The 21,873-nt window shown below is 72.5% G+C and carries 19 protein-coding genes; 13 read left to right on the top strand and 6 right to left on the bottom strand.

The features are described 5' to 3' along the window. Positions 1-85: 85 nt before the first annotated feature. A complete protein-coding gene (locus JGS22_RS18060; RefSeq protein ID WP_211039280.1) occupies positions 86-580 on the bottom strand; it encodes an SRPBCC family protein in 495 nt (164 codons plus the stop codon). 165 nt (positions 581-745) lie between these two features. Here JGS22_RS18060 and JGS22_RS18055 point away from each other — a divergent pair, with 165 nt between their 5' ends. Together JGS22_RS18055 and aceE are read left to right on the top strand one after the other, a co-directional pair. Next, positions 746-1,369, top strand: a complete 624-nt coding sequence (locus JGS22_RS18055; RefSeq protein WP_211039279.1) for a GntR family transcriptional regulator — start codon at positions 746-748, stop codon at positions 1,367-1,369. A gap of 365 nt (positions 1,370-1,734) precedes the next feature. Further along, positions 1,735-4,425, top strand: a complete 2,691-nt coding sequence (gene aceE, locus JGS22_RS18050; protein ID WP_211039278.1) for a pyruvate dehydrogenase (acetyl-transferring), homodimeric type — start codon at positions 1,735-1,737, stop codon at positions 4,423-4,425. Between the two features lie 103 nt (positions 4,426-4,528). Here aceE and JGS22_RS18045 read toward each other — a convergent pair whose 3' ends face one another. Then, positions 4,529-4,738, bottom strand: a complete 210-nt coding sequence (locus JGS22_RS18045; protein ID WP_211039277.1) for a methionine/alanine import family NSS transporter small subunit — start codon at positions 4,736-4,738, stop codon at positions 4,529-4,531. Further along, positions 4,738-6,276, bottom strand: a complete 1,539-nt coding sequence (locus JGS22_RS18040) for a sodium-dependent transporter (RefSeq protein WP_211039276.1) — start codon at positions 6,274-6,276, stop codon at positions 4,738-4,740. Before JGS22_RS18040 ends, JGS22_RS18045 begins: the two co-directional genes overlap by 1 nt. A 139-nt stretch (positions 6,277-6,415) precedes the next feature. Between JGS22_RS18040 and JGS22_RS18035 the strand changes: the two genes are divergently transcribed. Continuing rightward, complete coding sequence (locus JGS22_RS18035; protein ID WP_211039275.1) at positions 6,416-7,444, top strand: helix-turn-helix transcriptional regulator; 1,029 nt, start codon at positions 6,416-6,418, stop codon at positions 7,442-7,444. Positions 7,445-7,546: 102 nt separating this feature from the next. On the opposite strand, the gene JGS22_RS18030 is transcribed toward JGS22_RS18035, so the two are convergent. Further along, positions 7,547-8,470 carry an SDR family oxidoreductase gene (locus JGS22_RS18030; protein WP_211039274.1) on the bottom strand — a complete coding sequence of 308 codons (924 nt, stop codon included), beginning with the start codon at positions 8,468-8,470 and terminating at the stop codon, positions 7,547-7,549. 235 nt (positions 8,471-8,705) lie between these two features. Here JGS22_RS18030 and JGS22_RS18025 point away from each other — a divergent pair, with 235 nt between their 5' ends. The 5 genes from JGS22_RS18025 to JGS22_RS18005 all read left to right on the top strand — a co-directional run bounded on the left by JGS22_RS18025 (position 8,706) and on the right by JGS22_RS18005 (position 14,367). Beyond that, a complete protein-coding gene (locus JGS22_RS18025) occupies positions 8,706-9,230 on the top strand; it encodes a DUF4240 domain-containing protein (RefSeq protein ID WP_211039295.1) in 525 nt (174 codons plus the stop codon). 199 nt (positions 9,231-9,429) lie between these two features. Beyond that, positions 9,430-10,332 (top strand): TIGR01777 family oxidoreductase, encoded by a 903-nt coding sequence (locus tag JGS22_RS18020; RefSeq protein WP_211039273.1) that lies wholly within the window; start codon positions 9,430-9,432, stop codon positions 10,330-10,332. Positions 10,333-10,624: 292 nt separating this feature from the next. Then, entirely contained in the window at positions 10,625-11,977 is a 1,353-nt protein-coding gene (locus JGS22_RS18015) for an FAD-dependent oxidoreductase (RefSeq protein WP_211039272.1), read from the top strand. A 288-nt stretch (positions 11,978-12,265) separates the two neighbouring features. Further along, complete coding sequence (locus tag JGS22_RS18010; protein ID WP_308405733.1) at positions 12,266-13,330, top strand: phosphatidylinositol-specific phospholipase C domain-containing protein; 1,065 nt, start codon at positions 12,266-12,268, stop codon at positions 13,328-13,330. A gap of 149 nt (positions 13,331-13,479) precedes the next feature. After that, positions 13,480-14,367 carry a polysaccharide deacetylase family protein gene (locus JGS22_RS18005; RefSeq protein WP_211039270.1) on the top strand — a complete coding sequence of 296 codons (888 nt, stop codon included), beginning with the start codon at positions 13,480-13,482 and terminating at the stop codon, positions 14,365-14,367. Positions 14,368-14,490: 123 nt separating this feature from the next. Here the strand turns inward: JGS22_RS18005 and JGS22_RS18000 are convergent, their stop codons facing one another. Further along, entirely contained in the window at positions 14,491-14,856 is a 366-nt protein-coding gene (locus JGS22_RS18000; protein ID WP_211039269.1) for an arsenate reductase family protein, read from the bottom strand. A gap of 121 nt (positions 14,857-14,977) precedes the next feature. Here JGS22_RS18000 and JGS22_RS17995 point away from each other — a divergent pair, with 121 nt between their 5' ends. After that, positions 14,978-16,192 carry a serine hydrolase domain-containing protein gene (locus JGS22_RS17995; RefSeq protein WP_236073200.1) on the top strand — a complete coding sequence of 405 codons (1,215 nt, stop codon included), beginning with the start codon at positions 14,978-14,980 and terminating at the stop codon, positions 16,190-16,192. 232 nt (positions 16,193-16,424) lie between these two features. Then, entirely contained in the window at positions 16,425-17,177 is a 753-nt protein-coding gene (locus tag JGS22_RS17990) for a CPBP family intramembrane glutamic endopeptidase (protein ID WP_211039268.1), read from the top strand. On the opposite strand, the gene JGS22_RS17985 is transcribed toward JGS22_RS17990, so the two are convergent. Further along, positions 17,107-18,063: a LysR family transcriptional regulator gene (locus JGS22_RS17985; protein ID WP_211039267.1), complete on the bottom strand. Its 957-nt coding sequence runs from the start codon at positions 18,061-18,063 to the stop codon at positions 17,107-17,109. The two genes, JGS22_RS17990 and JGS22_RS17985, sit on opposite strands and share 71 nt — an antisense overlap. 93 nt (positions 18,064-18,156) lie before the next feature. Between JGS22_RS17985 and JGS22_RS17980 the strand changes: the two genes are divergently transcribed. The 3 genes from JGS22_RS17980 to JGS22_RS17970 are packed head-to-tail and all read left to right on the top strand — an operon-like array spanning position 18,157 to position 21,765. Further along, on the top strand, positions 18,157-18,891 hold the full coding sequence (locus JGS22_RS17980; RefSeq protein WP_236073199.1) for a succinate dehydrogenase cytochrome b subunit: 735 nt from the start codon (positions 18,157-18,159) through the stop codon (positions 18,889-18,891). A gap of 1 nt (position 18,892) precedes the next feature. Beyond that, entirely contained in the window at positions 18,893-21,025 is a 2,133-nt protein-coding gene (locus JGS22_RS17975; RefSeq protein WP_236073198.1) for a fumarate reductase/succinate dehydrogenase flavoprotein subunit, read from the top strand. After that, on the top strand, positions 21,022-21,765 hold the full coding sequence (locus tag JGS22_RS17970; RefSeq protein WP_211039265.1) for a succinate dehydrogenase/fumarate reductase iron-sulfur subunit: 744 nt from the start codon (positions 21,022-21,024) through the stop codon (positions 21,763-21,765). The genes JGS22_RS17975 and JGS22_RS17970 overlap by 4 nt, the downstream gene beginning before the upstream one ends. Positions 21,766-21,873 lie beyond the last annotated feature (108 nt).

The following is a 21,873-nucleotide window of genomic DNA, read 5'->3' as shown; positions in this document are numbered from 1 at the left end:
CTCCACCGCATGAGGGTGGCCCCGTCCCGAGCTTCGACTCAGGGGCGGGGCCACCCTCATGTGCGCCTCCGGGTGAGCGCCGGCGTCACTCCGCCGGTTCGCGCCCGCGACACGCGGCGTCCACCGCCGCCAGTTCGTCGTGCACCGCCTGCCGTACGGCCGCGGCGAGGGTCGGCGTACGCACCCGGGCGAGGAGTCTGGCCAGGCGTCCCGGGTCGGCTGTGCGCACCGTCGCGCGCAGCAGCGTGCCGTCGGCCCGGCCCTCGGTGGCGCCCTCGCCGACGCAGCTGAGCAGCGCGTACTCCACCGACCACGCGGCAGCGCCGCTGGTGGCGGGCTCCACGACGTACCCGGCCCCGGGGACGCATCGGGTCACCAGGAGTTCGGTGGTGACCGGGCGGCCGTTGACCCGCCGGGTCTGCCACCTGCTGCTGCCCACCCCGAACGTCCCGGGGCCCGGGCTCTGCACCGAGGTCGGTCCGTCCGGGCGGGCTCGCGTCACGGACGAGGTCAGCAGGCTCCACACCGTCTCCACCGGGGCGGCGATCCGCCGCTCCAGGACTGCGTTCCGGTACGACATGGGTTCATTGAACCGCCGCCCCCGCGCGCCGCCCGTGCGCCGTGCCGGACGGGGCCGGGGAACGTGAGCCTTCTCGCAACGCGGCTCGGGTCGCCGCTCCGAGCGCCTCTGGAGGCAGCCGCGCCGTATTGTCAGTGCCCTCGTACATTACGGAGGAGTAGGCCCATGACACCGCCCGTCGTCCACTCGCTGCGCGAGCAGATCCACGAGCACCTGGTGGAGGGCATCGTCAGTGGGCGCTGGAAACCGGGCGAGCGCATCGTGGAGCGCCGCGTCGCGGCCGAGTTGGAGGTCAGCCAGACGCCGGTGCGCGAGGCGCTGCGCGAGCTGGAGGCGCTGCGCATCATCGAGTCGGTGCCGAACAAGGGCGTACGGGTACGGGCGCTGACCGCCGCGGACCTGGAGGAGATCTACCCGGTGCGGGCCGGCCTGGAGCAGATGGCGGCCGAGCTCGCCGCGCCGAAGCTGGCCGAGGACGTGTCGGTGCTGGAGCCGCACGTCGCGGCGCTCTACGAGGCGGACGCGGCGGGCGACGGCGAGGCGCAGGTGCGCCACACCGTCGCCTTCCACCGCGAGCTGGTGCGGGCCTCGGGCAACAGCGTGCTGCTGCACACCTGGGAGTCGCTGGGCATCGAGGTGTGGACCGCGCTCTCGATCCGCTGGCTGGGCACCGTGCAGGAGTCCTACGCCGAGGAGCACGAGCAGGTGGTGGCGGCCTTCCGCGGCAAGGACCCCAACGTGGCGCGGCTGGTGAAGGACCACGTGCTCGGCTGCGCGCCGCGCCCCTGAAGCGCCCGTCGGAGCCGGCCGAGCACGTCCGAGCCTTGCGGGCCCGGGCTCTTCGCCGGGCCGCACCACACCCCGGAACGTCGCGGGGTCGCCCGGCTCATGTCCCACCTCCGACAGAAGGAGAGCGGGCATTCGCACCCTCCGCGAGTGCCCGCTTTCGCCGTCTTTGCCCCTGCACTGCGTGCCCTCCCCCTGGGCACGCCATGCCAATTTCGCTGCTCAGGCAGGGTTTTACTCTTTCCCCTCTTTGATCGATCATCGATCGGGTTTACAGTCACCAGCGCGGGGCCCACCCCTGTCCTGCCCCCGCTCGGCAACACCTGCCAAGACCACCCCTCACCGTCCCCATCCCGGAAGGCGGCCTCATGACCGACCCCGTAACGACGCGGGCGAGCGAGCTCGACCAGCTCCCGGACCGCGACCCCCAGGAGACCGCCGAATGGCGCGAGTCCCTGGACGCCGTAGCCCGGGCCGCGGGTCCGCAGCGCGCCAACTACCTGGTGCGCAGGACCGTGGAGCACGCCCGGCTCAGTGATCTGGGTGTGCCGCCCCTGCTGGAGTCGGAGTACGTCAACACCGTCCCCACCGCCGCCGAACCGGACTTCCCCGGCGACCAGGCGATGGAGTCGCGCATCACCGCGTACAACCGGTGGAACGCCGCAGCGATGGTCACCCGCGGCTCCCGGTACGGCGTCGGCGGGCACATAGCCACCTTCGCCTCCGCCGCCTGGCTGTACGAGATCGGCTTCCAGCACTTCTTCCGCGGGAAGGACGACCTCGCCGGCGGCGGCGCCTCGGGCGACCAGCTCTACATCCAGGGCCACGCCTCCCCCGGCGTCTACGCCCGCGCCTTCCTCGACGGCCGGCTGAGCGAGGCTCAGCTGGACAACTTCCGCCAGGAGTCCGGCGGCAACGGCATACCCTCCTACCCACACCCCCGGCGGCTGCCGTGGATGTGGGAGTTCCCCACCGTCTCGATGGGCCTCGGCCCGCTGTCGGCGATCTACCAGGCCCGGTTCAACCGGTACCTGGAGCACCGCGGCATCAAGGACACCTCCACCTCGCACGTCTGGGCCTTCCTGGGCGACGGCGAGATGGACGAGCCCGAGTCCACCGCCGCACTGGCCCTCGCCGGGCGCGAGGGGCTGGACAACCTCACCTTCGTCATCAACTGCAACCTCCAGCGCCTGGACGGCCCGGTCCGCGCCAACTTCAAGATCGTGCGCGAGCTGGAGACCCAGTTCCGCGCCGCCGGCTGGAACGTGGTCAAGTCGCTGTGGGGCAGCGCCTGGGACGAGCTGTTCCGGCTGGACGCGACCGGCGCGCTGCTGCGACGGCTGCGCGAGGTGCCCGACGCGCAGTTCCAGACCTACGCCACCCGTGACGTCGCCTACATCCGCGAGCACTTCTTCGGCGCCGAGCCGGCGCTCGCGGAGCTCGCGAAGCTCGTCGGCGACGACCGGATCCTGGAGTGCTTCCACACCTCGCGCGGCGGCCACGAGCCGCGGAAGGTGTACGCCGCCTACCGCGCGGCCCTGGCCCACAAGGGCGCGCCGACGGTGATCCTGGCGCAGACCGTCAAGGGCTGGACCCTCGGCCCGGGCTTCGAGTCGCGCAACGCCAACCACCAGATGAAGAAGCTTTCCGGCAAGGAGTTCCGCGCCATGCGGGATCTGCTGGAGCTGCCGATCCCGGACTCCGCGCTCGACGAGGAGCTCGTCCCGTACGCGCATCCGGGCGCGGACTCCCCCGAGGTGCGCTATCTGCAGGAGCGCCGCGCCGAGCTCGGCGGCCCCGCGCCGGCCCGTAAGGTGCATCCGGTGGCGCTGCCGGAGCCGGCGGAGCGCTCGTTCAAGTCCCTGGAGAAGGGCTCGGGTACGCAGGAGATCGCCACCACGATGGCGTTCGTCCGACTGGTCAAGGACCTGATGCGGGACAAGGAGACCGGTCGGCGCTGGGTGCCGATCGTGCCGGACGAGGCGCGGACCTTCGGCATGGAGGCGCTGTTCCCCTCGGCCGGCATCTACTCGCCGCTGGGCCAGACCTACGACCCGGTCGACCGCGACCAGCTGATGTACTACAAGGAGGCCAGGGACGGCCAGATCCTCAACGAGGGGATCACCGAGGCCGGCGCCATGGCGGACTTCACGGCCGCCGCCACGTCGTACGCGACGCACGGCGAGCCGATGATTCCCTTCTACATCTTCTACTCGATGTTCGGCTGGCAGCGGACGGCCGACCAGTTCTGGGCGCTGGGCGACCAGTTGGGCCGCGGCTTCGTCGTCGGCGCGACGGCCGGGCGCACCACGCTCACCGGCGAGGGCCTCCAGCACGCCGACGGCCACTCCCCGTTGATCGCCTCGACGAACCCGGCGGCGCTCTCCTACGACCCCGCGTTCGCGTACGAGATCGGTGTGATCGTGCGCGAGGGTCTGCGCCGGATGTACGGCCCGGACACCGGCGAGGACCAGAACGTCTTCTACTACCTCACCGTCTACAACGAGCCCAAGCCCCAGCCCGCCATGCCGGAGGGTGCGGAGGAGGGCATCGTCCGCGGCCTCTACCGCTTCAACGAGGGCGAGGCGGAGGCGGAGACGCCCAAGATCCAGCTGCTGGCCTCGGGCACGGCGATCCACTGGGTGCTGGAGGCGCAGCGCCTGCTGTCCGAGGAGTGGGGCGTCAGCGCGGACGTCTGGTCCGCCACCTCCTGGGGCGAGCTGCGCCGCGACGCGATGGAGTGCGACGCCGCGCTGCTGCGCGGTGAGGAGCGGACTCCGTACGTGACCAGGGCGCTGGAGGGTGCGCCCGGTCCGGTGCTGGCGGTCAGCGACTGGATGCGGCAGGTGCCGGACCAGATCAGCCAGTGGGTGCCGCAGGAGTACACCTCGCTGGGCACCGACGGCTTCGGGCTCTCCGACACCAGGGACAACGCCCGCCGCCACTTCGGCGTGGACGCCCAGTCCATCGCGGTGGCCGCGCTCGCCCAGCTCGCCCGTCGCGGCGAGGTCAAGCACGAGACCGTGCGGAAGGCGGCCCAGGAGTACGGCATCGGATGATCGCCCGCGCGGACGCGCGAGCAGCAACCACACCACGGTGAAGGTGCCCCGGAACTCGGTGAGTTCCGGGGCACCTTCGCGTGTGCGGGGGCGTGTGCGGCAGTCAGGGGCGCGGGTGTGCGCCGTAACCCTCCGGCCCGTCGTACCCCTGCGGTCCGTCGCTCCCCTCCGGCCCGTCGCTCCCCGTACGTCCCGGCTCCTCGTCGGGCTCGGGCTCCTCGGGGTGGCTGCGGAGTTTGAGGATGGCGGCGACCATCCCGCCCCACAGCAGCAGGACGGCGAAGACCATCATCATGATCGCGCTGGCGCCCATCAGCTACCACTCCGCTCGTTCTTCTCGACGTCGGCGACCGAGCCCGGCGGCGGTTCCGGCTCGTGCCTCCAGGGGATCAGCGACACGAGGATGCCGAAGAGCAGCGCAGCGCCGGCAACACCCCAGCCGGCTGCCAGTACGAAGCCGTCGCTGTAACCCTCGTAGTTCTCGTTGAGCTCCTGGCGGACCGAGTCGACGAGGAAGACGGCCAGCACGATCGGGGTGATCACTCCCAGGCAGAAGCGCCACCAGCGGCCGAGGTGGATCGCCGAGGTGGCGTCCGCCTCCTCCTGCTGCTGCTTGAGCCTGCGCAGGATCCAGCCGACGGTGATCAGGACGACGAGCCCGGCGAGCGCGATGCCGTAGCGGTTGATGAACCGGTCGGCGATGTCCAGGAAGTAGAGCCCGCCCTCGCGCGGGTACACGAGCAGCGAGGCGAGCGCGGTCGCACCGCCGACGATCGCCACGGTGCGTCTGCGCCCCCAGCCGGTGCGGTCCTCGACCGCCGCGATGATGACCTGCACGATGCTGATCAGCGACGTCAGACCGGAGATGACCAGCGAGGTGAAGAAGAGGAAGCCGAAGAACGCACCCGCGGGCATCTGCGAGATGATCGTCGGGAACGCGACGAAGGCCAGCCCCACGCCGTCGCTCACCAACTCCTCGATCCGCAGCCCCGACGCCTGCGCCATGAAACCGAGGGTGGAGAACACCCCGATCCCGGCGAGGAGTTCGAAGGAGCTGTTGGACAGGCCGGCCACCATCGCCGATCCGCTGAGATCGGAGCGACTGCGCAGATACGAGGCGTAGGTGATCATGATGCCGAAGCCGACCGAGAGCGAGAAGAAGATCTGCCCGTAGGCGGCCACCCACACGTCTCCGTCGGTCAGCGCGTCCCAGTCCGGGGTGAAGAAGGCGTTCAGCCCTTCCACGGCGCCGTCCAGAGTGAGGGCCCTGACCACCAGGATCAGGAAGAAGACGACGAGCATCGGCACGAAGATCTTGTTCGCCGTCTCGATGCCGCGCCGCACCCCGAGCCCCAGGATGACCAGGGTGATCACCCAGATCACCAACAGCGGCCAGAAGACGCCCGGGACGAAGCCTCCGAAGCTGCCCGGGGTGTCCGCCCGCTGGAGGAAGGTGTCGAAGAGGAAGCCGTCCGGGTCATCGCCCCACTTCTCACCGAAGGAGAAGCCGATGAAGCGCACCGCCCACGCCAGGATCACCGCGTAGTAGGTGGCGATGACGAAGCAGATCGCCACCTGCCACCAGCCGATGAACTGGGCGGGTTTGGCCATCGCCCGGTACGCGGCGGGCGCGGACTTCCGGTAGCGACGGCCGATCGTGTACTCCAGGATCAGCAGCGGCAGTCCGGCGGAGACCAGCGCGATGAGGTAGGGCAGGACGAAGGCGCCGCCGCCGTTGCGGTAGGCCTCCGCGGGAAATCTCCAGATGTTCCCGAGCCCGATCGCCGAACCGATGGCCGCGATCAGGAATCCGTAGCGGCTGCCCCACTGTTCGCGGGGTTTAGTTGCCATAGTTTGCATCCTTGCTGACTGGCGGTGGCTGCACGTCAACTGCGCTGTCGGCCTGTCACATCCCGTGCCGGCGCGAGGTTCGGCGAGTGAGGTTGATCGGCGGGCGAACGCTGTCAGCGGCTGCCCGCACAATGGGGCGATGCGTGCTTCTCGGCTCATCAAGATGGTGCTCCTGCTTCAGACCCGCCGCCACCTGACCGCCGCCGAGCTCGCAGCCGAGCTGGAGGTCTCGGAGCGCACCGTGGCCCGCGACGTGGCCGCGCTCTCCGAGGCGGGTGTGCCGGTCTACGCCGACCGGGGCCGCCTGGGCGGGTACCGGCTGGTGGGCGGGTACCGTACTCGGCTGACCGGCATGGGCCGCGAGGAGGCGGAAGCGCTCTTCCTGTCCGGGGTGCCGAGCGCACTGCGCGACCTCGGGCTCGCCGACGCCGCGTCGGCTGCGGCGCTCAAGGTGTCGGCCGCCCTCAACCCGGAGCTGCGCGACGCCCGTACGAACATGGCGCAGCGCTTCCATCTGGACGCTCCCGGCTGGTGGCGCGAGCCCCGGGCGCCCGAGCTGCTGCCGACACTCGCCGAAGCGGTGTGGGACGACCGGTGGGTGACGGTGCGCTACCGCAGACGCCCGTCGGAGGCCGGCGCGCAGGAGGCAGGCGGGGTGCAAGAGGCTGGTGGGGCGGGGAAGGAGGTGGTCCGGGAGTTGGAGCCGTACGGCCTCGTGCTCAAGGCCGGGGTCTGGTACCTGGCCGCCCGGGTCCCCGGCGCTGCGGTGCGGATCTACCGGGTCGACCGGATCGGCGGGGTCACGGTCGGTGAGGCGGTGTTCGACCGGGACGGGGAGTTCGACCTGCCCGCGTTCTGGGCCGAGCAGTCGGCGGCCTTCGCCCGTTCGGTGCTGCGCGAGAGCGTCACCCTGCGGCTCTCCGAGGCCGGCGCGGCGCGGCTGCCGCATGTGCACGGCGACCGCACCGCGGTGGCGGAGGCCGTGGCCGCGGCCGGCCCCGCCGAGGAGGGTCGGCTGACCGTCACGCTCCCGGTGGAGACGATGGACGTGGCGTACGGGCAGCTGCTGGCGCTCGGACCCGAGGTGGAGGTGCTCGCCCCGCCGCCGATGCGGGAGCGGATGGCGCGGGCGGCGCGGGCCACCGCTCGGCTGTACGAGGGCGGCTGACGCACCCGTACAGCCCGTGCCGTGGCCAGCGAGTCGACGGGCGCGGGCTCGACCGAGTCCGCACGGTCCGCTCGCCTCGGCGACGCGTGAGGACGGCTCGTCTCAGCGGTAGTCCTCCGGGTCCGCGGTCGGGTCCTTCTCCGCCGCCAACAGATAGCGCCAGCAGTCCGGTTGGGAGCCGTCGGTGTCGGTGACGCCGTACTCCCTGGCGAGGTCGCCGCTGGAGAGCGAGGCCCGGTTGAAGCGCGCGACCTCCGGGTCCGCGGCCAGGGCGGCCAGGCCCCGGGCGACATAGGCCGGGCTCTCGGACACGGCGAACCCCGCGTCCTGCTCGGCGCCCTCGCGCCAGTTCTCCTCGGTCACCTTGAAGTGGGTGTCCAGCATCGCCTCGGAGCGCAGCCAGCCGGGGCTGACGCAGACGGCGGTGGCGCCGTGGTGGGCGAGTTCGCTGCCGATGCCGTACGCGAGGCGGATGGGCGCGCACTTGGCCAGGTCGTAGTAGACGTTCTCGCGGTAGTGGTCGGCGTTGTATTCCGCGGTTCCGTCGGTGACCTCCACGAGCAGTCCGCCAGGGTGCCGGATCAGCAGCGGCAGCGCGTAGTGGCTGGTGACGAGGTGTGCCTCGACGCCGAGCCGCAGCTGCCGCAGTCCCGCCTCCAGATCGTGCTCCCAGACAGGGGTGCCCCAGGAGAGCAGGTGGTCGCCGCCCCACAGGTCGTTGACCAGGATGTCGAGCCTGCCCTGTTCCCGGTCCACGCGTGCGAGGAGGTCGCGCACCTGGTCGGCGACGAGGTGGTCGGTGGGTACGGCGATACCGGTGCCGCCCGCGGCGGTGACCAGTTCGCCGGTCTCCTCGATGGTCTCGGTGGCCCGCCCGACCTCGCTGACGCGGGTACGGGTGGTGCGTCCGGTGACGTAGACGGTCGCACCGGCGCGGCCGAGTTCCACCGCGATGGCGCGGCCGGCACCCCGGGTGGCGCCCGCCACGAGGGCGATTCTGCCGGTGAGGCTGGGTCGGGAGGTCATACGTGCTCCGTCCGGATACGGGGCGTCGGCCCCGGTCGAGGTGTGGTGTCCGCGCTTCGCCCCCACGCTCACACCGCATCCCGACATCTCCTGTCCGGATTTCCCGGCGGGTCGCCGACACGTCGCGTGCAGCCCGGCGACGGGGTCGGGAGCGACCGCGCGGGCGCACCGTCGGGCCGGCCGGACGCCTCCGCGTGCGGGCCGGTGCGGAAGGGCCGATGCTGGTGCCGTGACGATGCACGAGGACGAGTTCTGGGAGCTCATCGACGAGGCGCGCCGGGCCGCCGAGGGCGATCCGGAGGAGCACGCCGAGATGCTGGTGGAACGGCTGGTGCAGCTGGATCCCGACACCGTCACCGACTTCGCCCGGCACTTCGAGGCGCGGTTCCTGCGTTCCTACCGCTGGGACCTGTGGGGTGCGGCGTGGGTCCTCCTGGACGGCGCGGGCGACGACGTCTTCGACTCCTTCCGCTGCTGGCTCATCGGCCAGGGGCGGGCGGTCTTCGAGGGTGCGCTGCACGACGATCCGGACGCGCTGGCAGACCTGCTGGGCGACTTCGACGAGGAGTTCGACGGCGACGGCGACGAGATCGGTTTCGCCGCCGACGACGCGTACAGCATCCTCACCGGCGACGAACTGCCGGACCTCGCGCTGCCCGACCCCCCGGACGAACCGGCGGGCACCGCGCTGGACTTCGAGAGCGACCGGGTGCTGGCCGAGCGCTACCCGCGGCTGTGGAAGCGCTTCCGCGGCACCTGACCCTCCCGACGGCCGCCGCCCACCCGCCCGCACACCACGCCTGTCGACGGGTGCGGCCGACGGCTCCCGCCGCACCGGGCCCGACCGGGCAGGACCCCGCGCCCGACCCGACCCGGCGCCGGGCAGGTCCCCGCGCCGACACCGCCTCAGCGCCGGGCAGGGCCTCGCGCCCGGCAGGCGGGTGCCGCAGTATGGGGCCATGCGTATCGCGATCACCGGTTCCGGCGGACTCATCGGTGCGGCCCTGCGCCGTTCCCTGCTCGACGACGGGCACGAAGTGGTGCGGTTGGTGCGCCGTCCGGCCCGCGAGGGCGACGAGGTGGAATGGCACCCCGGCTCGCAGGACGCCCCGGGGCGGGTCGACAGCGCGGGCCTGGTGGGCTGCGAGGGGGTCGTCCACCTCGCCGGCGCGGGCATCGCGGACAAGCGGTGGACGGACGCCTACAAGCAGGAGCTGCGGGACAGCAGAGTGCTCGGCACCACGACGCTGACCCGGGCGCTGGCCTCGCTGGACGTTCCGCCGCGGGTGCTGGTCTGCGGCAGCGCGATCGGCTGGTACGGCGACACCGGCGACCGCGCGGTGGACGAGAGCGACGGCGCGGGCAGCGGTTTCCTGCCCTCGCTGTGCGAGGAGTGGGAGGCCTCGGCTGCGCCCGCGAGCGAGGCCGGGGTGCGAACTGCCTTCGCGCGTACGGGACTTGTGGTCGCCCAGGAGGGCGGCGCGTGGGGGCGGCTGTTCCCGATCTTCAGGGCGGGGCTGGGCGGACGGCTGGGCAGCGGCCGTCAGTACTGGAGCTTCATCGCGCTGCACGACCACATCGCCGCGCTGCGGCATCTGCTGGAGACCGACGGCCTGTCCGGGCCGTTCAACCTGACCGCCCCCGACCCGGTGACCAACCGCGAGGTCACGGCGGCGATGGGCCGGGTGCTGCGGCGGCCCACCGTGGCGATGGTCCCCTCGCTCGCGCTGAAGGTGGCGCTCGGGGAGTTCTCGCAGGAGGTGCTGGGTTCCCAACGGGTCGTCCCCACAAGGCTGTTGGAGTCCGGCTTCACCTTCGCCTTCCCCGGTGTCGAGGACGCGATCAGGTCCGCGCTGAAGTAGCCGGCGAACACCCGGCCCGCTCACGGGGGTTGGGGCCGGCCCGTACGGGCGGCCCGCGGCCGGCCGCGCACACGGAACGTGTCCGGCCGTACGAGCTGTGCGACCGGTGTGCGACCACGCGCCGCCCGGCGTGCCCCCGTCGCGGCTCCCGACCGGGGCTAGGGTCGGGGCCGATTCGGGTATTTCCTGCGCCGGTTGGGGGCATGAGGGGTGTGTCCGGCGAGTCGCGCCGAGGAGGCGGGACGGCCCGGAGACCCTCGTCCGCCAACGGCACTCACCTCGGGGAGGGCATGTGCTCAGTGCCGCGCCAGCGACTGCGTCAGGACGGTCCGCGGACTGCGACGTCGTCATCATCGGAGCCGGGCTCGCGGGTCTCGCCGCCGCCGTCCATCTGACCGGCGCGGGGCTGACGGTCACTGTGCTGGAAGCCGGCGAGAGCGTCGGCGGCCGGATGGCGACGGACCGCGTCGACGGCTACCGCCTGGACCGGGGCGGCCAGTTGCTCTGCGCGGACAGCCCCGAGCTCGGGCCTCGTTCGGGGCCGGCGCCGCTCGCCGCGCTCTCCCTGCGGCCGTTCGCACCGGGCGCGGTGCTGCGCGGGGCGGAGCGCAGCGTACGGATCAGTGGCAGCCACGCGCTGCGCGTCGGAGGTGGCACGGGGGGCGCACGCACCAGGGCGCGCGCCCTGGCGGGAGCGCTGGACTCGGCGAGGCTGCGCCACCAGCTCTCCCGGCTCGCCTGCACGCCGCTCGCCCGCCTGGAGCTGCGGGAGGAGCTCCCTGCCGGCCGAGCGCTGACGGCACGCGGTGTCCCCGGCCGCACGGTCGACGGTCAGCTCCGTCCCCTGGTGTCGGCACTGCTCGGCGACCCCGACCTCGGCACGTCGAGTCGCGTGGTGGACCAGGCACTTCGGGCTTTCGCCCGCCGCGGCCTGTGCCTGCCCGCGGGCGGCGCGCAGGCCGTCCCCGAGCTGCTGGCCCAGTCGCTGCCGCCCGGCACTGTGCGCACGGGGGTGCGCGCGGTGTCGGTGGCGGTCAACGCCGTCGAAACCGAGGCACACGGCCGGCTCGGCTGCCGCGCGGTGCTGATCGCCACCGGCGCGACGGACGCCGCGGAGCTGCTGCCCGGTCTGCGCGTGCCCGACTTCCACCCGGTCACCGTGCTGCACCACGCGGCCGATTCCGCGCCCCCCGGCTGCGACGCCCTGCGCACCTCACTGCTGCTGGACGGAGAGCAGCGCGGACCGCTGACGCACTCCTCGGTCGCCTCCGCCGTCGACCCCTCCCGCGCGCTGCCCGGTCGCACCCTGGTCACCTCGGTGGTGCTCGGCCGCGCGGCACACGAACCGGTGCCGGCGCTCGACCGTGCCGCGCGGCCCCAACTCGCCGCGCTGCACGGCACCTCGGCCGAGAGCTGGGAGCTGCTGGCCGCGTACCAGGACCGCAGAGCGGTACCGGCGATGCCCGCGCCGCACGACAGCGCACGCGCGGTACGGGTGCTGGCCGGCCTGTACGTGTGTGGCGACCACCGGGACACCAGCACCGCGCAGGGGGCGCTGCGGTCCGCGCGCCGGGCCAGCGCCGCGATCTGCCGCGACTTCCGGCTGCCGGCGAACGCGCAGGCCGCACTCCGGGTGGTCGCCTGAACGACCCGCGACACGGCCCCGATCCGCTCGCCCTTCGACTCCCGACGATTCCGCAGGCCGTGCCGTGCTGCCGGAACAGATTCGCGGGACGGGCACGGGCCGGATCGGGTCCGTCGGGGCGTCGGTCCGTCGGGGCGCGCAGGGGCGCGTCAGTCCGTCGAGGAACGACGGCGGGGCGGCGGTCGCCGGGGGAACTCCGGGAGTTCATCCCGCACTGGTGGCAGATCCATCCAACTGCCTTACGCTGTCCGGCGATTGAGCCGCTCCCCCATGCGAAGGTGGTCCCCCGTGCGTCTCTTCCGCTCCAGATCCCGTACGACCGCACTGCTGTGCACCGCCGCGCTCGCGGTGGTCGCCGCGACCGCGCTGCACTCCCCGGCCGGCGCCGCGCAGGCCGACCCCGGCCCCTACTCCGCCACCACCGGCGTGGGGGTGCACAACGCGTACGAGAAGGCGACGTTCCCCTACGTCGGGCAGGCCCTGGACTCCGGCGCGGGCCTGCTGGAGTTCGACGTCTGGACCAACAACTTCGGCGGCGGCTGGCGCGTCTCGCACGACAACCCGCTGGGCAACAACAACAACTGCACCAACGCCGCCACTCCCGAGGAGCTGGAGAACGGCGACCGCGACCGGGACCTGGCGGGCTGCCTGACCGATCTGCGCACCTGGAGCGAGGCCAACCCCGGCCACCGGCCGATCCAGTTGAAGCTCGAGATGAAGGACGGTTTCAACGCGGTCGGCGGTCGCGGCCCCGTCGAGTTCGACGCGCTGGTCGCCGAGAAGCTCGGCGACGCGGTCCACCGCCCGTCCCAACTGCTCGGCGAGCACGCGACGTTGGACGACGCCGTACGCGCCGACGGCTTTCCGTCCCGGGACGCGCTGGCCGGGAAGTTCCTGATCCACCTCATCCCCGGCACCGTCGAGCAGGGCAACCCCTTCGACGATCTGTGGACGGACGAGGAGTACGCCCGCCATCTGCACACCAGGGCCGGGGAGGGGGAACTCGACACGGCCACCGCGTTCCCCGCCGTCCTCGGGGCGGAGGCCGGCGACCCTCGGGAGGAGCGGTACGAAGCCGCGCTGCGGCCCTGGTTCGTGGTCTTCGACGGTGACGCCTCCGCCTACGCGGGCGAGACGATCGACACTGCCTGGTACGCCGAGCGCAACTATCTGCTGGTGGCGACCTCGGCCCATGGGGTGGCGCCGGCGATCGACGCCCGGGAGCCGAGTCCGGAGGAGGCCGCGGGGCGGGTCGCGGAGCTGGCGGCGGGAGTCCACGCCACCACCGTGACCTCGGACTGGGCCGCGCTGCCCGAGGTGCTCGCCACCGTCCTGCCGCGCGGCGGCAACTGACCGCGCACGGCCCGCAGGAGCGCGCCGAACACCGACACCCTAGACAGGGCCCGCGGGTTCGGCGCGCTGGGAAGGTCGTACGAGTGCAGTGGCCGGGACACGGTTCGCGAGGGCGGGGGCGCGCCATCGGGGCGTGAGAGCAGTAAGTCATGCAGTACGACAAATCAGCCCTGACACGCCGTACGCTGCTCAGCGGCGCCACCTGCCTCTGTGTGTACGGCGCCTACCGCGCGCTGCTCGCCCCACCGGGGCCGACCCCCGCCGCACCGGACGGGTCCGGTGCGGCGGCCCGTCCGTCACGCTCCCCCTCGCCCTCCGCACGCGGTACCGGTGCCGCGGGCGCCCGGGGCGCGCCGGACACGTACCGGATGCGTCCGCTGGCCGGCGGCGCCCGGATGCCCCGGGCCGAACGGCGTCTGCGGCGGTCCGCCGTGCCGCGCAAGCAGGCGCATCTGACTCTGGCCGACCCCGGCCGCAGCATCGCCCTGACCTTCGACGACGGCCCGCACCCCGTACAGACCCCCGCGATCCTGCGCATCCTGCGCCGCCACGGCACCCTCGCCACGTTCTTCGTCATCGGGGAGAACGCCGAGTGGAACCCTGATCTGGTGAAGGCGATCGAGGCGGACGGCCATCTGGTCGCCAACCACTCCTGGAGCCACCCCGAGCTCCCGAAGATCTCGCGGGCCAGGGTGCGCAAGGAACTCGGCCGCACCTGCGACCTCATCGAGCAGGCCATCGGCACCGCCCCCCGGTTCGCACGCGCGCCCTACGGCGCCTGGCACGCACCCTCGTTGCAGATCTGCGCCGAGCTGGGGATGGAGCCGATGGGCTGGTCGGTGGACACCCTGGACTGGAAGTCGCCGGGCACCGCCACGATCCGTCGCCGGGTGCTGAACGGTGCGCACCCGGGAGCGATCGTCCTCGCGCACGACGGCGGCGGCGACCGGTCCCAGACGGTCGCCGCGCTCGCGTACTACCTGCCCCGGCTGATCGAGCGGGGCTACTCGTTGGTGCCGTTGGCCGAGCCGCTCTGAAGCCTGCCGCCCGCGCGGCCGACGGGCGTCGAGTGGCCGTGCACCGCCCCGCGGGTGCGTGACGCGACGCGAGACGAGGTGACGACGCCCGACGCCCCGCCCCGGCCGCGTGCGGCGCACCGGCTAGCCGCTGCGCCGCATCGCCTCGCGCACCGCTTCCTCGCTGCGGCCGACCACCGCGCTGCCGTCGTGCGCGGTGATGATCGGGCGCTGGATCAGCTTGGGATGCTCGGAGAGCGCGGCGATCCAGCGTTCGCGTTCGGCGGGCTCGCGGGGCCAGTCGCTGATGCCCAGCTCCTTGCCGATCGCCTCCCCCGTCCTGGTGATGTCCCAGGGCTCCAGACCCAACCGATCGAGCACCGCGCGCAGTTCGTCCACCGTGGGCGGGTCGTCGAGGTAGCGGCGCACGGTGTGCTGCACGCCCTCCTCGTCCAGCAGCGTCAGCGCGGACCGGCACTTCGAGCATGCGGGGTTGATCCAGATCTCCATCCTCACAACCTAGAGCCCCTGGGGGTGGTGCTGGCACCCCGTACGAGCGGGTGGCCACCACCCTCGTGCGCCGGCCCGTGTGACGGCAGGCTGTTCGCAGAGATCTTCGGGAGAGGAAGACATGGCCAACACACGTATGCGCAGGCTCGGTTCGGCGGCGGCGCTCGCCGCGATCGTCGTGACGACCGCCACCACGGGAGCCGCCCACGCCGGGAACGGGACCGCCGAGAACGGTTCCGGAGGAGCTTCGAAGGTGCTCCGGAAGGAGGCCCGACGCGCCCTGGAGAAGGGGGAGTTCGTCTCGATCACCGCGGGCCTGCGGGACGGCCGCAAGCACAGCGAGACCAACCAGGGCCTTCGGGACCTGAACGGGGACGCCGCACCGCCGTCCGGCGCGAGCTACCGGATCGCCAGCACCACCAAGACCTTCACCTCCACCGTCGCGCTCCAACTGGTCGGCGAGGGACGGCTGTCGCTGGACGACACGGTGGAGAAGTGGCTGCCGGGGCTGGTCCGCGGCAACGGCAACGACGGCAGCGCGATCACCGTGCGCAACCTGCTCCAGAACACCAGCGGACTGCACAACTACACCGCCCAACTCCCCCTCGGCGACGCGGAGTCCTTCGAGAAGGAGCGCTGGAAGCAGTGGACCCCGCACGAGCTGGTCGGGCTCGCCGTCGCGCAGAAGCCGAGCTTCCCTCCCGCGGACAAGGACGACCCCGAGCCGGACTGGGAATACTCCAACACCAACTTCGTACTGGCCGGCATGATCATCGAGGCGGTGACCGGCAACGACTGGCGCACCGAGGTCACGGACCGCATCATCCGCCCGCTCGGCCTCAAGGACACTTACGCCCCGGGCCGGGACACCGGCATCCGGGGGCCGCACTCCCACGCGTACCAGCGGTTCGCGGACTCGAAGGAGTGGACGGACACCACCGAGTACTCCGTCACCTGGGGCGACTCGGCCGGTGAACTGATCAGCACCCACCGGGACCTGGACCGCTTCTTCACCGCCCTGCTCCGCGGGAAGCTGCTCGCCCCGGCGGAGCTGCGCGCCATGCGCACCACGGTGCCGATGCCGAAGGAGTTCACCGACATCTGGCCGGGCGCACGATACGGGCTGGGCCTGCTGTCCCACCCGCTGAGCTGCGGCGGCAAGTTCTGGGCGCACCACGGCGATCTGGTGGGCACCACCGTACGGCTGGCGTTCACCGACGACGGCCGGGTGGGCGTGGCCTCCACCGCCAACGGCATCAGCGACGGCACGCTCCTGGCCGGCGACCGGGCGATGATGCGGATGCTGGACCGCACCGTGTGCGAGGCCCGCGACTGACCTCCGGGCGGGGAGCGGGTGCGTGCGGTCGGGACGTCGGCGCCGAGCCGGCGGTCCGGCCGTACGCGCGTGTCCGGCGGCCCCGCGGCGACGCGGCTCCGGAGCGGGCGTCGGGCGCGGCCCCGGTGCACGCGACTCCTTCGAACCGATCGGCTCCCGGAGCGCGCGCCCCGGGCAGGCGACGGGCCGTGCCGCTCCTCGGGCGGGCCGGGGCTCTTCTACGCTCGCGGACATGAGCCCGTCACTGCGCCACTCCCCCCGCGCCGCGCTCGGTGTCGCCCTGGGGGTGCTCGCCGGCGCGCACGTGCTGGACCACCGGCTCGGCCCGCCCGCCCATGTCCCGGTCTCGCTGGCCTCGACCGGGCTGCTGCTGCTCACGGCCCGCAGTGCCGGTGCCGACGCCGCCGAACTCGGCTTGGAACACGCCCGGTTGGGGCAGGGACTGCGATGCGGCGCCACCGCCGCCGCAGGAGTGGGTGGGCTCTACGCGGCGGGTGCACTGCTGCCGGCGACCCGGCCGCTCTTCGCCGACAGCCGGGCCGAGGAGCGGCTGTCGGGTCTGCTGCGGCAGATGCTGCTGGAGGTGCCGCTGGGCACGGTCCTGCTGGAGGAGGTCGGCTTCCGCTGTGTGCTGCCGGCCCTGCTGCGGCGTACGTGCGGTCCGCGCCTGGGCGAGGCGGTGCCGGTGGTCCTCTTCGGGCTGTGGCACGTGCTGCCCTCGGCCGCACTCGCCGCCTCCAACCCGGCGCTGGCCGCCGCCTCCACCGGTAACCGGGCCCCCGGCGGGGACGGTGTCTTTCGGCTGGCGGCGGCCTCGGGCTCGGTGGCCGTCACGGCGGCGGGCGGTGCGGTGTTCGCGGCGCTGCGGCGGCACACCGGCAGCGCGGTCGCGCCGGCGCTGCTGCACACGGCGTTCAACTCGCTCGGTCATCTGGCCGCTTGGTCCGTACGGCGGCGCTCCGGCCGCCTGCGGCGGGCGAGTTGACCGAGGCGGGGAGCCGTTCGGCGAGGATGCGGGAGAGCTCGCGAGCGGCGCGCGGGGGCGAGACGTCGCCCCGGTGCGCCACCGACACCGAGCGGTGCAGCCCGGGAGCGGCGAACCGGGTGACCCGCAGCCCGGAGCGGTCGGCGACCATGTGCGGTACGACCGCGACGCCGAGGCCGGCGCGCACCAGGCCGAGCACCGCGTCCATCTCGCCGCCCTCGACCGAGAGCACCGGCTCGAACCCGGCGGACCGGCAGGCCCCCAGCGTCAGTTCGCGCAGATCGTAGCCGCGGCGGAACATCACCAGCGGCAGCTGCCGCAGATCCTCGACCCGGATGCGACGACGACGCACCGGCGCGGGTTCGTCGGGCGCGGAGACCACCACCAGCTCCTCGCGCAGCAGGTCGGTCGTGGTGAGCGCCGGGGCCTGGACCGGCAGCGGGGTGATGACGAGCGCCAGGTCCAGCTCGCCGGCGGCGAGCACCCGTACCAGATCCTGCGAACCGCCCTCGCGCACCTGCAGTTCGACGCCGGGGTAGCGGTCGTGGAAGGCGCGCAGCACATCGGGCACCAGGCTGGCGCACAGGCTCGGCGGCGCCCCCAGCCGTACCCGCCCGCGCCGCAGCCGGGCGACCTCCTGCACCTCGCGGCGGGCGGTCTCCGTATCGGCGAGGATGCGGCGCGCCAGCGGCAGCAACACCTCGCCGGCGTCGGTGAGGGCGATGTGGCCGCGGGCCCGGTGGAAGAGCTCGGTGCCCAGCTCCCGCTCCAGCGCCTTGATCTGCTGGGAAAGCGACGGCTGGGCGACGAGTTCGCGTTCGGCGGCCCGGGTGAAGTGGCGGGTGTCGGCGACCGCCGTGAAGTAGCGGAGCTGGTGCAGCTGCATACCGGCAGCCTAGCGCTGCGATAGGCATTGCCTATGGAGTGCAGACTTTCCATGTCTTGGACTGATGCACCCGCCGCTCCCTACCTTCGTCCCATGGCTCAGGTTCAGGCTCAGGCGACTGCGACGGGACAAAGCGGCAGACAGGCGTCGACCGCGGACCTCCTGTGGCGGTCGACGATCGGCAAGAAGCTGGTGATGGCCGTCACCGGCGTGATGATGCTGCTCTACCTCGTCGGCCACATGCTGGGGAATCTGAAGATCTTCTTCGGGCCGGAGGAGTTCAACGGCTACGCGCACTGGCTGCGCACCCTCGGCGAACCGCTGCTGCACTACGAGTGGTTCCTGTGGCTCGTGCGCCTCGCGCTGCTCGCCGCGGTGGTGCTGCACGGGATCGCCGCCTTTCAGCTCAGCCGCCGCGATCTGGCGGCCAGGCCGAAGCGGTACGCGCACCGGGGCGGCTCCGCGCGCCGCGGCGGCTACGCCACCCGCACCATGCGCTGGGGCGGCGTGATCCTGGCACTGTTCCTGGTCTGGCACCTCCTCGATCTGACCACCCACACCGTGAACCCCAACGGCGAGGCCGGCAAACCGTACGAGAACGTCGTCGCCACCTTCGGCACCTGGTACGGGAACCTCATCTACGGCGTCGCGATGATCGCCGTCGGCCTGCACGTGCGGCACGGCCTCCGCAGCGCGGCGCACAGCCTGGGCGCCGCCACCGCGGGACGGGACCGGGCGCTGCGGTTCCTCGGCGACGGCCTCGCGCTCGTACTCACCGCCGGTTTCCTCTCCGTACCCCTCGCCGTCCAGATCGGAGCAGTGAGCTGAGATGACCACACCACCAGGGGCCGGCGCCGGGCAGGACGCCGCCGAGCACGCCGGACACGCTGCCGGGCGGGGCCGCGAGCAGACCGGGCGAGACGCCGAGCAGGACGCCGGGCACGCCGAGCAGGACGCCGGGCACGCCGAGCAGCCGCCTCCGGCGGACGCCGACGCGGCCCGCACCGTCCCGTACGCCGACTACCGGGTGGGCGAACCGCTGGTGGACCGCAGCGCACCGGACGGGCCGATCGCCGAACGCTGGGACCGCCGCCGTTTCGAGGCCAAGCTGGTCAACCCGGCGAACCGCCGCGGCCACACCGTCATCGTGGTCGGCACCGGTCTCGCGGGCGGTGCGGCCGGCGCCACCCTCGCCGAACAGGGCTACCGCGTACTGCAGTTCTGCTATCAGGACTCCCCGCGCCGTGCGCACTCCATCGCCGCGCAGGGCGGCATCAACGCCGCCAAGAACTACCGCAACGACGGCGACTCGGTGCACCGGCTCTTCTACGACACCGTCAAGGGCGGCGACTTCCGCGCCCGCGAGTCGGGCGTGCACCGGCTCGCGCAGGTCTCGGTGGAGATCATCGACCAGTGCGTGGCGCAGGGCGTGCCCTTCGCCCGCGAGTACGGCGGGTTGCTGGACACCCGCAGCTTCGGCGGCGTCCAGGTCTCCCGCACGTTCTACGCCCGCGGGCAGACCGGGCAGCAACTGCTGCTCGGCGCCTACCAGTCGCTCTCCCGGCAGATCGCCGCCGGACAGGTGGAGATGCGGGCACGCACCGAGATGCTGGACCTGATCGTCATCGACGGACGCGCACGCGGCATCGTCGCCAGGGACCTGGTGACCGGGCGCATAGACAGCTACCTCGCGGACGCGGTGGTGCTCGCCACCGGTGGCTACGGCAACGTCTTCCACCTCTCCACCAACGCCAAGAACTCCAACGCCACCGCGCTGTGGCGGGCACACCGGCGCGGCGCGTACTTCGCCAACCCCTGCTTCACCCAGATCCACCCCACCTGCATCCCCCGGGCCGGCGACCACCAGTCGAAGCTGACGCTGATGAGCGAGTCCCTGCGCAACGACGGCCGCATCTGGGTCCCCGTCCGGGCGGGCGACGACCGGCCGCCGCGCGAGATCCCGACGAGCGAGCGGGACTACTACCTGGAGCGCCAGTACCCGGCGTTCGGCAACCTCGTACCGCGCGACATCGCCTCCCGCGCCGCCAAGAGCGTCTGCGACGAGGGCCGCGGCGTCGGCCCGGGCGGCCAGGGCGTCTACCTCGACTTCACCGACGCGATCGCCCGACTCGGCCGGGAGGCGGTCGCCGAGCGCTACGGCAACCTTTTCGAGATGTACGAGCGCATCACCGCCGAGAGCCCGTACGAGACTCCGATGCGGATCTACCCGGCCATCCACTACACGATGGGCGGGCTGTGGGTCGACTACGACCTCCAGACCACGGTGCCCGGCCTCTTCGCGATCGGCGAGGCCAACTTCTCCGACCACGGCGCCAACCGGCTCGGCGCCTCGGCCCTGATGCAGGGCCTGGCGGACGGGTACTTCGTCCTGCCCTCGACCCTCGGCGACTATCTGGCACGGCTGCCCCGAGACGAGGCCTTCCGCGACGTCGACCGGGACCACCCGGCCGTGCACGCCTGCGTCGGCGAAGTCACCGACCGGCTCTTCGCTCTTCTGTCCAACAACGGCGACCGCAGCCCCGAGTCCTTCCACCGGGAGATCGGCGAACTGCTGTGGGAGGAGTGCGGGATGGCGCGCGACGAGGCGGGGCTCAAGCGCGCGCTGGAGCGCATCCCCGCGCTGCGCGAGGAGTTCTGGCAGCGCATCCGGGTGCCGGGAAGCGGCCGGGAGCTCAACCAGTCGCTGGAGAAGGCCAACCGGGTCTCCGACTACCTCGAACTGGCCGAACTGCTCTGCCTGGACGCCCTGCACCGCACCGAGTCCTGCGGCGGCCACTTCCGCACCGAGAGCCAGACCGCGAGCGGCGAGGCGCTGCGCGACGACGAGTCGTACACCTACGCGGCCGGCTGGGAGTTCACCGGCGCCGGACGGGCACCGGTCCTGCACCGGGAGCAGCTGAACTTCGAGTACGTCCACCCGACCATGCGGAGCTACGCGTGAAACTCCATCTGCGCATCTGGCGCCAGGCCGGCCCCGACGCCCAGGGCCACATGGCCCGGTACGAACTCGACGGCGTCACCCCCGACATGTCCTTCCTCGACATGCTCGACACCCTCAACGAGCAGCTGATCGCCGAGGGTTGCGAGCCCGTCGCCTTCGACCACGACTGTCGGGAGGGGATCTGCGGGGCCTGCGGCGTGGTCATCAACGGCGAGGCGCACGGCCCCGAGCGCACCACCACCTGCCAACTGCACATGCGGCACTTCTCCGACGGCGACACCATCGACGTCGAGCCGTGGCGGGCGGCGGCGTTCCCGGTGGTCAAGGACCTGGTGGTGGACCGCTCAGCGATGGACCGGGTCATCGGATCCGGCGGCTACGTCAGCGTGCCGACCGGCAGCGCCCCCGAGGCGCACGCCACGCCCGTGCCCAAGCCCGACGCGGACGAGGCCTTCACCCACGCCGAGTGCATCGGCTGCGGCGCCTGCGTGGCTGCCTGCCCGAACGGCGCGGCGATGCTCTTCACCGCCGCCAAGGTCGTCCATCTCGCCGCGCTGCCGCAGGGTCGGGTCGAGCGCGAGAGCCGGGTGCTGGACATGGTCGGCACGATGGACGAGGAGAGTTTCGGGGGTTGCACCGTCACCGGCGAGTGCGCCACCGCATGCCCCAAAGGCATCCCGCTGACCTCCATCGCCGCGATGAACAGGGAGTACGTGCGCGCGGTGCGCAAGCGCCGCTGATCCCGAACCGGCCTGTGGCGCACGGGAGTCGGGCGTCCGCACGGTCGCTTGGTGGTCCCCTCCGCGGCAAAGACCCCGACGCGAGGGGTGGCGTTGTCATAGGTCTGC

Origin of the sequence: Streptomyces tardus (genome assembly GCF_018101125.2) — a bacterium.
In the GTDB taxonomy this organism is placed as follows: Bacteria; Actinomycetota; Actinomycetes; order Streptomycetales; family Streptomycetaceae; genus Streptomyces; species Streptomyces tardus.
The sequence above is the reverse complement of the archived record's forward strand: the minus strand, read 5'-3'. Positions and strand labels throughout refer to the sequence as shown.

What these genes read in the sequence shown, in the direction of transcription:
- JGS22_RS18000 (WP_211039269.1), bottom strand. Translation starts at nt 14,856, where the DNA reads ATGGAGATCTGGATCAACCCCGCATGCTCGAAGTGCCGGTCCGCGCTG.
- JGS22_RS18025 (WP_211039295.1), top strand. Translation starts at nt 8,706, where the DNA reads ATGCACGAGGACGAGTTCTGGGAGCTCATCGACGAGGCGCGCCGGGCC.
- JGS22_RS17990 (WP_211039268.1), top strand. Translation starts at nt 16,425, where the DNA reads ATGAGCCCGTCACTGCGCCACTCCCCCCGCGCCGCGCTCGGTGTCGCC.
- JGS22_RS17995 (WP_236073200.1), top strand. Translation starts at nt 14,978, where the DNA reads ATGGCCAACACACGTATGCGCAGGCTCGGTTCGGCGGCGGCGCTCGCC.
- JGS22_RS18055 (WP_211039279.1), top strand. Translation starts at nt 746, where the DNA reads ATGACACCGCCCGTCGTCCACTCGCTGCGCGAGCAGATCCACGAGCAC.
- JGS22_RS17980 (WP_236073199.1), top strand. Translation starts at nt 18,157, where the DNA reads ATGGCTCAGGTTCAGGCTCAGGCGACTGCGACGGGACAAAGCGGCAGA.
- JGS22_RS17985 (WP_211039267.1), bottom strand. Translation starts at nt 18,063, where the DNA reads ATGCAGCTGCACCAGCTCCGCTACTTCACGGCGGTCGCCGACACCCGC.
- JGS22_RS18040 (WP_211039276.1), bottom strand. Translation starts at nt 6,276, where the DNA reads ATGGCAACTAAACCCCGCGAACAGTGGGGCAGCCGCTACGGATTCCTG.
- JGS22_RS17975 (WP_236073198.1), top strand. Translation starts at nt 18,893, where the DNA reads ATGACCACACCACCAGGGGCCGGCGCCGGGCAGGACGCCGCCGAGCAC.
- JGS22_RS18045 (WP_211039277.1), bottom strand. Translation starts at nt 4,738, where the DNA reads ATGGGCGCCAGCGCGATCATGATGATGGTCTTCGCCGTCCTGCTGCTG.
- JGS22_RS18005 (WP_211039270.1), top strand. Translation starts at nt 13,480, where the DNA reads ATGCAGTACGACAAATCAGCCCTGACACGCCGTACGCTGCTCAGCGGC.
- JGS22_RS18060 (WP_211039280.1), bottom strand. Translation starts at nt 580, where the DNA reads ATGTCGTACCGGAACGCAGTCCTGGAGCGGCGGATCGCCGCCCCGGTG.
- aceE (WP_211039278.1), top strand. Translation starts at nt 1,735, where the DNA reads ATGACCGACCCCGTAACGACGCGGGCGAGCGAGCTCGACCAGCTCCCG.
- JGS22_RS18035 (WP_211039275.1), top strand. Translation starts at nt 6,416, where the DNA reads ATGCGTGCTTCTCGGCTCATCAAGATGGTGCTCCTGCTTCAGACCCGC.
- JGS22_RS18030 (WP_211039274.1), bottom strand. Translation starts at nt 8,470, where the DNA reads ATGACCTCCCGACCCAGCCTCACCGGCAGAATCGCCCTCGTGGCGGGC.
- JGS22_RS18020 (WP_211039273.1), top strand. Translation starts at nt 9,430, where the DNA reads ATGCGTATCGCGATCACCGGTTCCGGCGGACTCATCGGTGCGGCCCTG.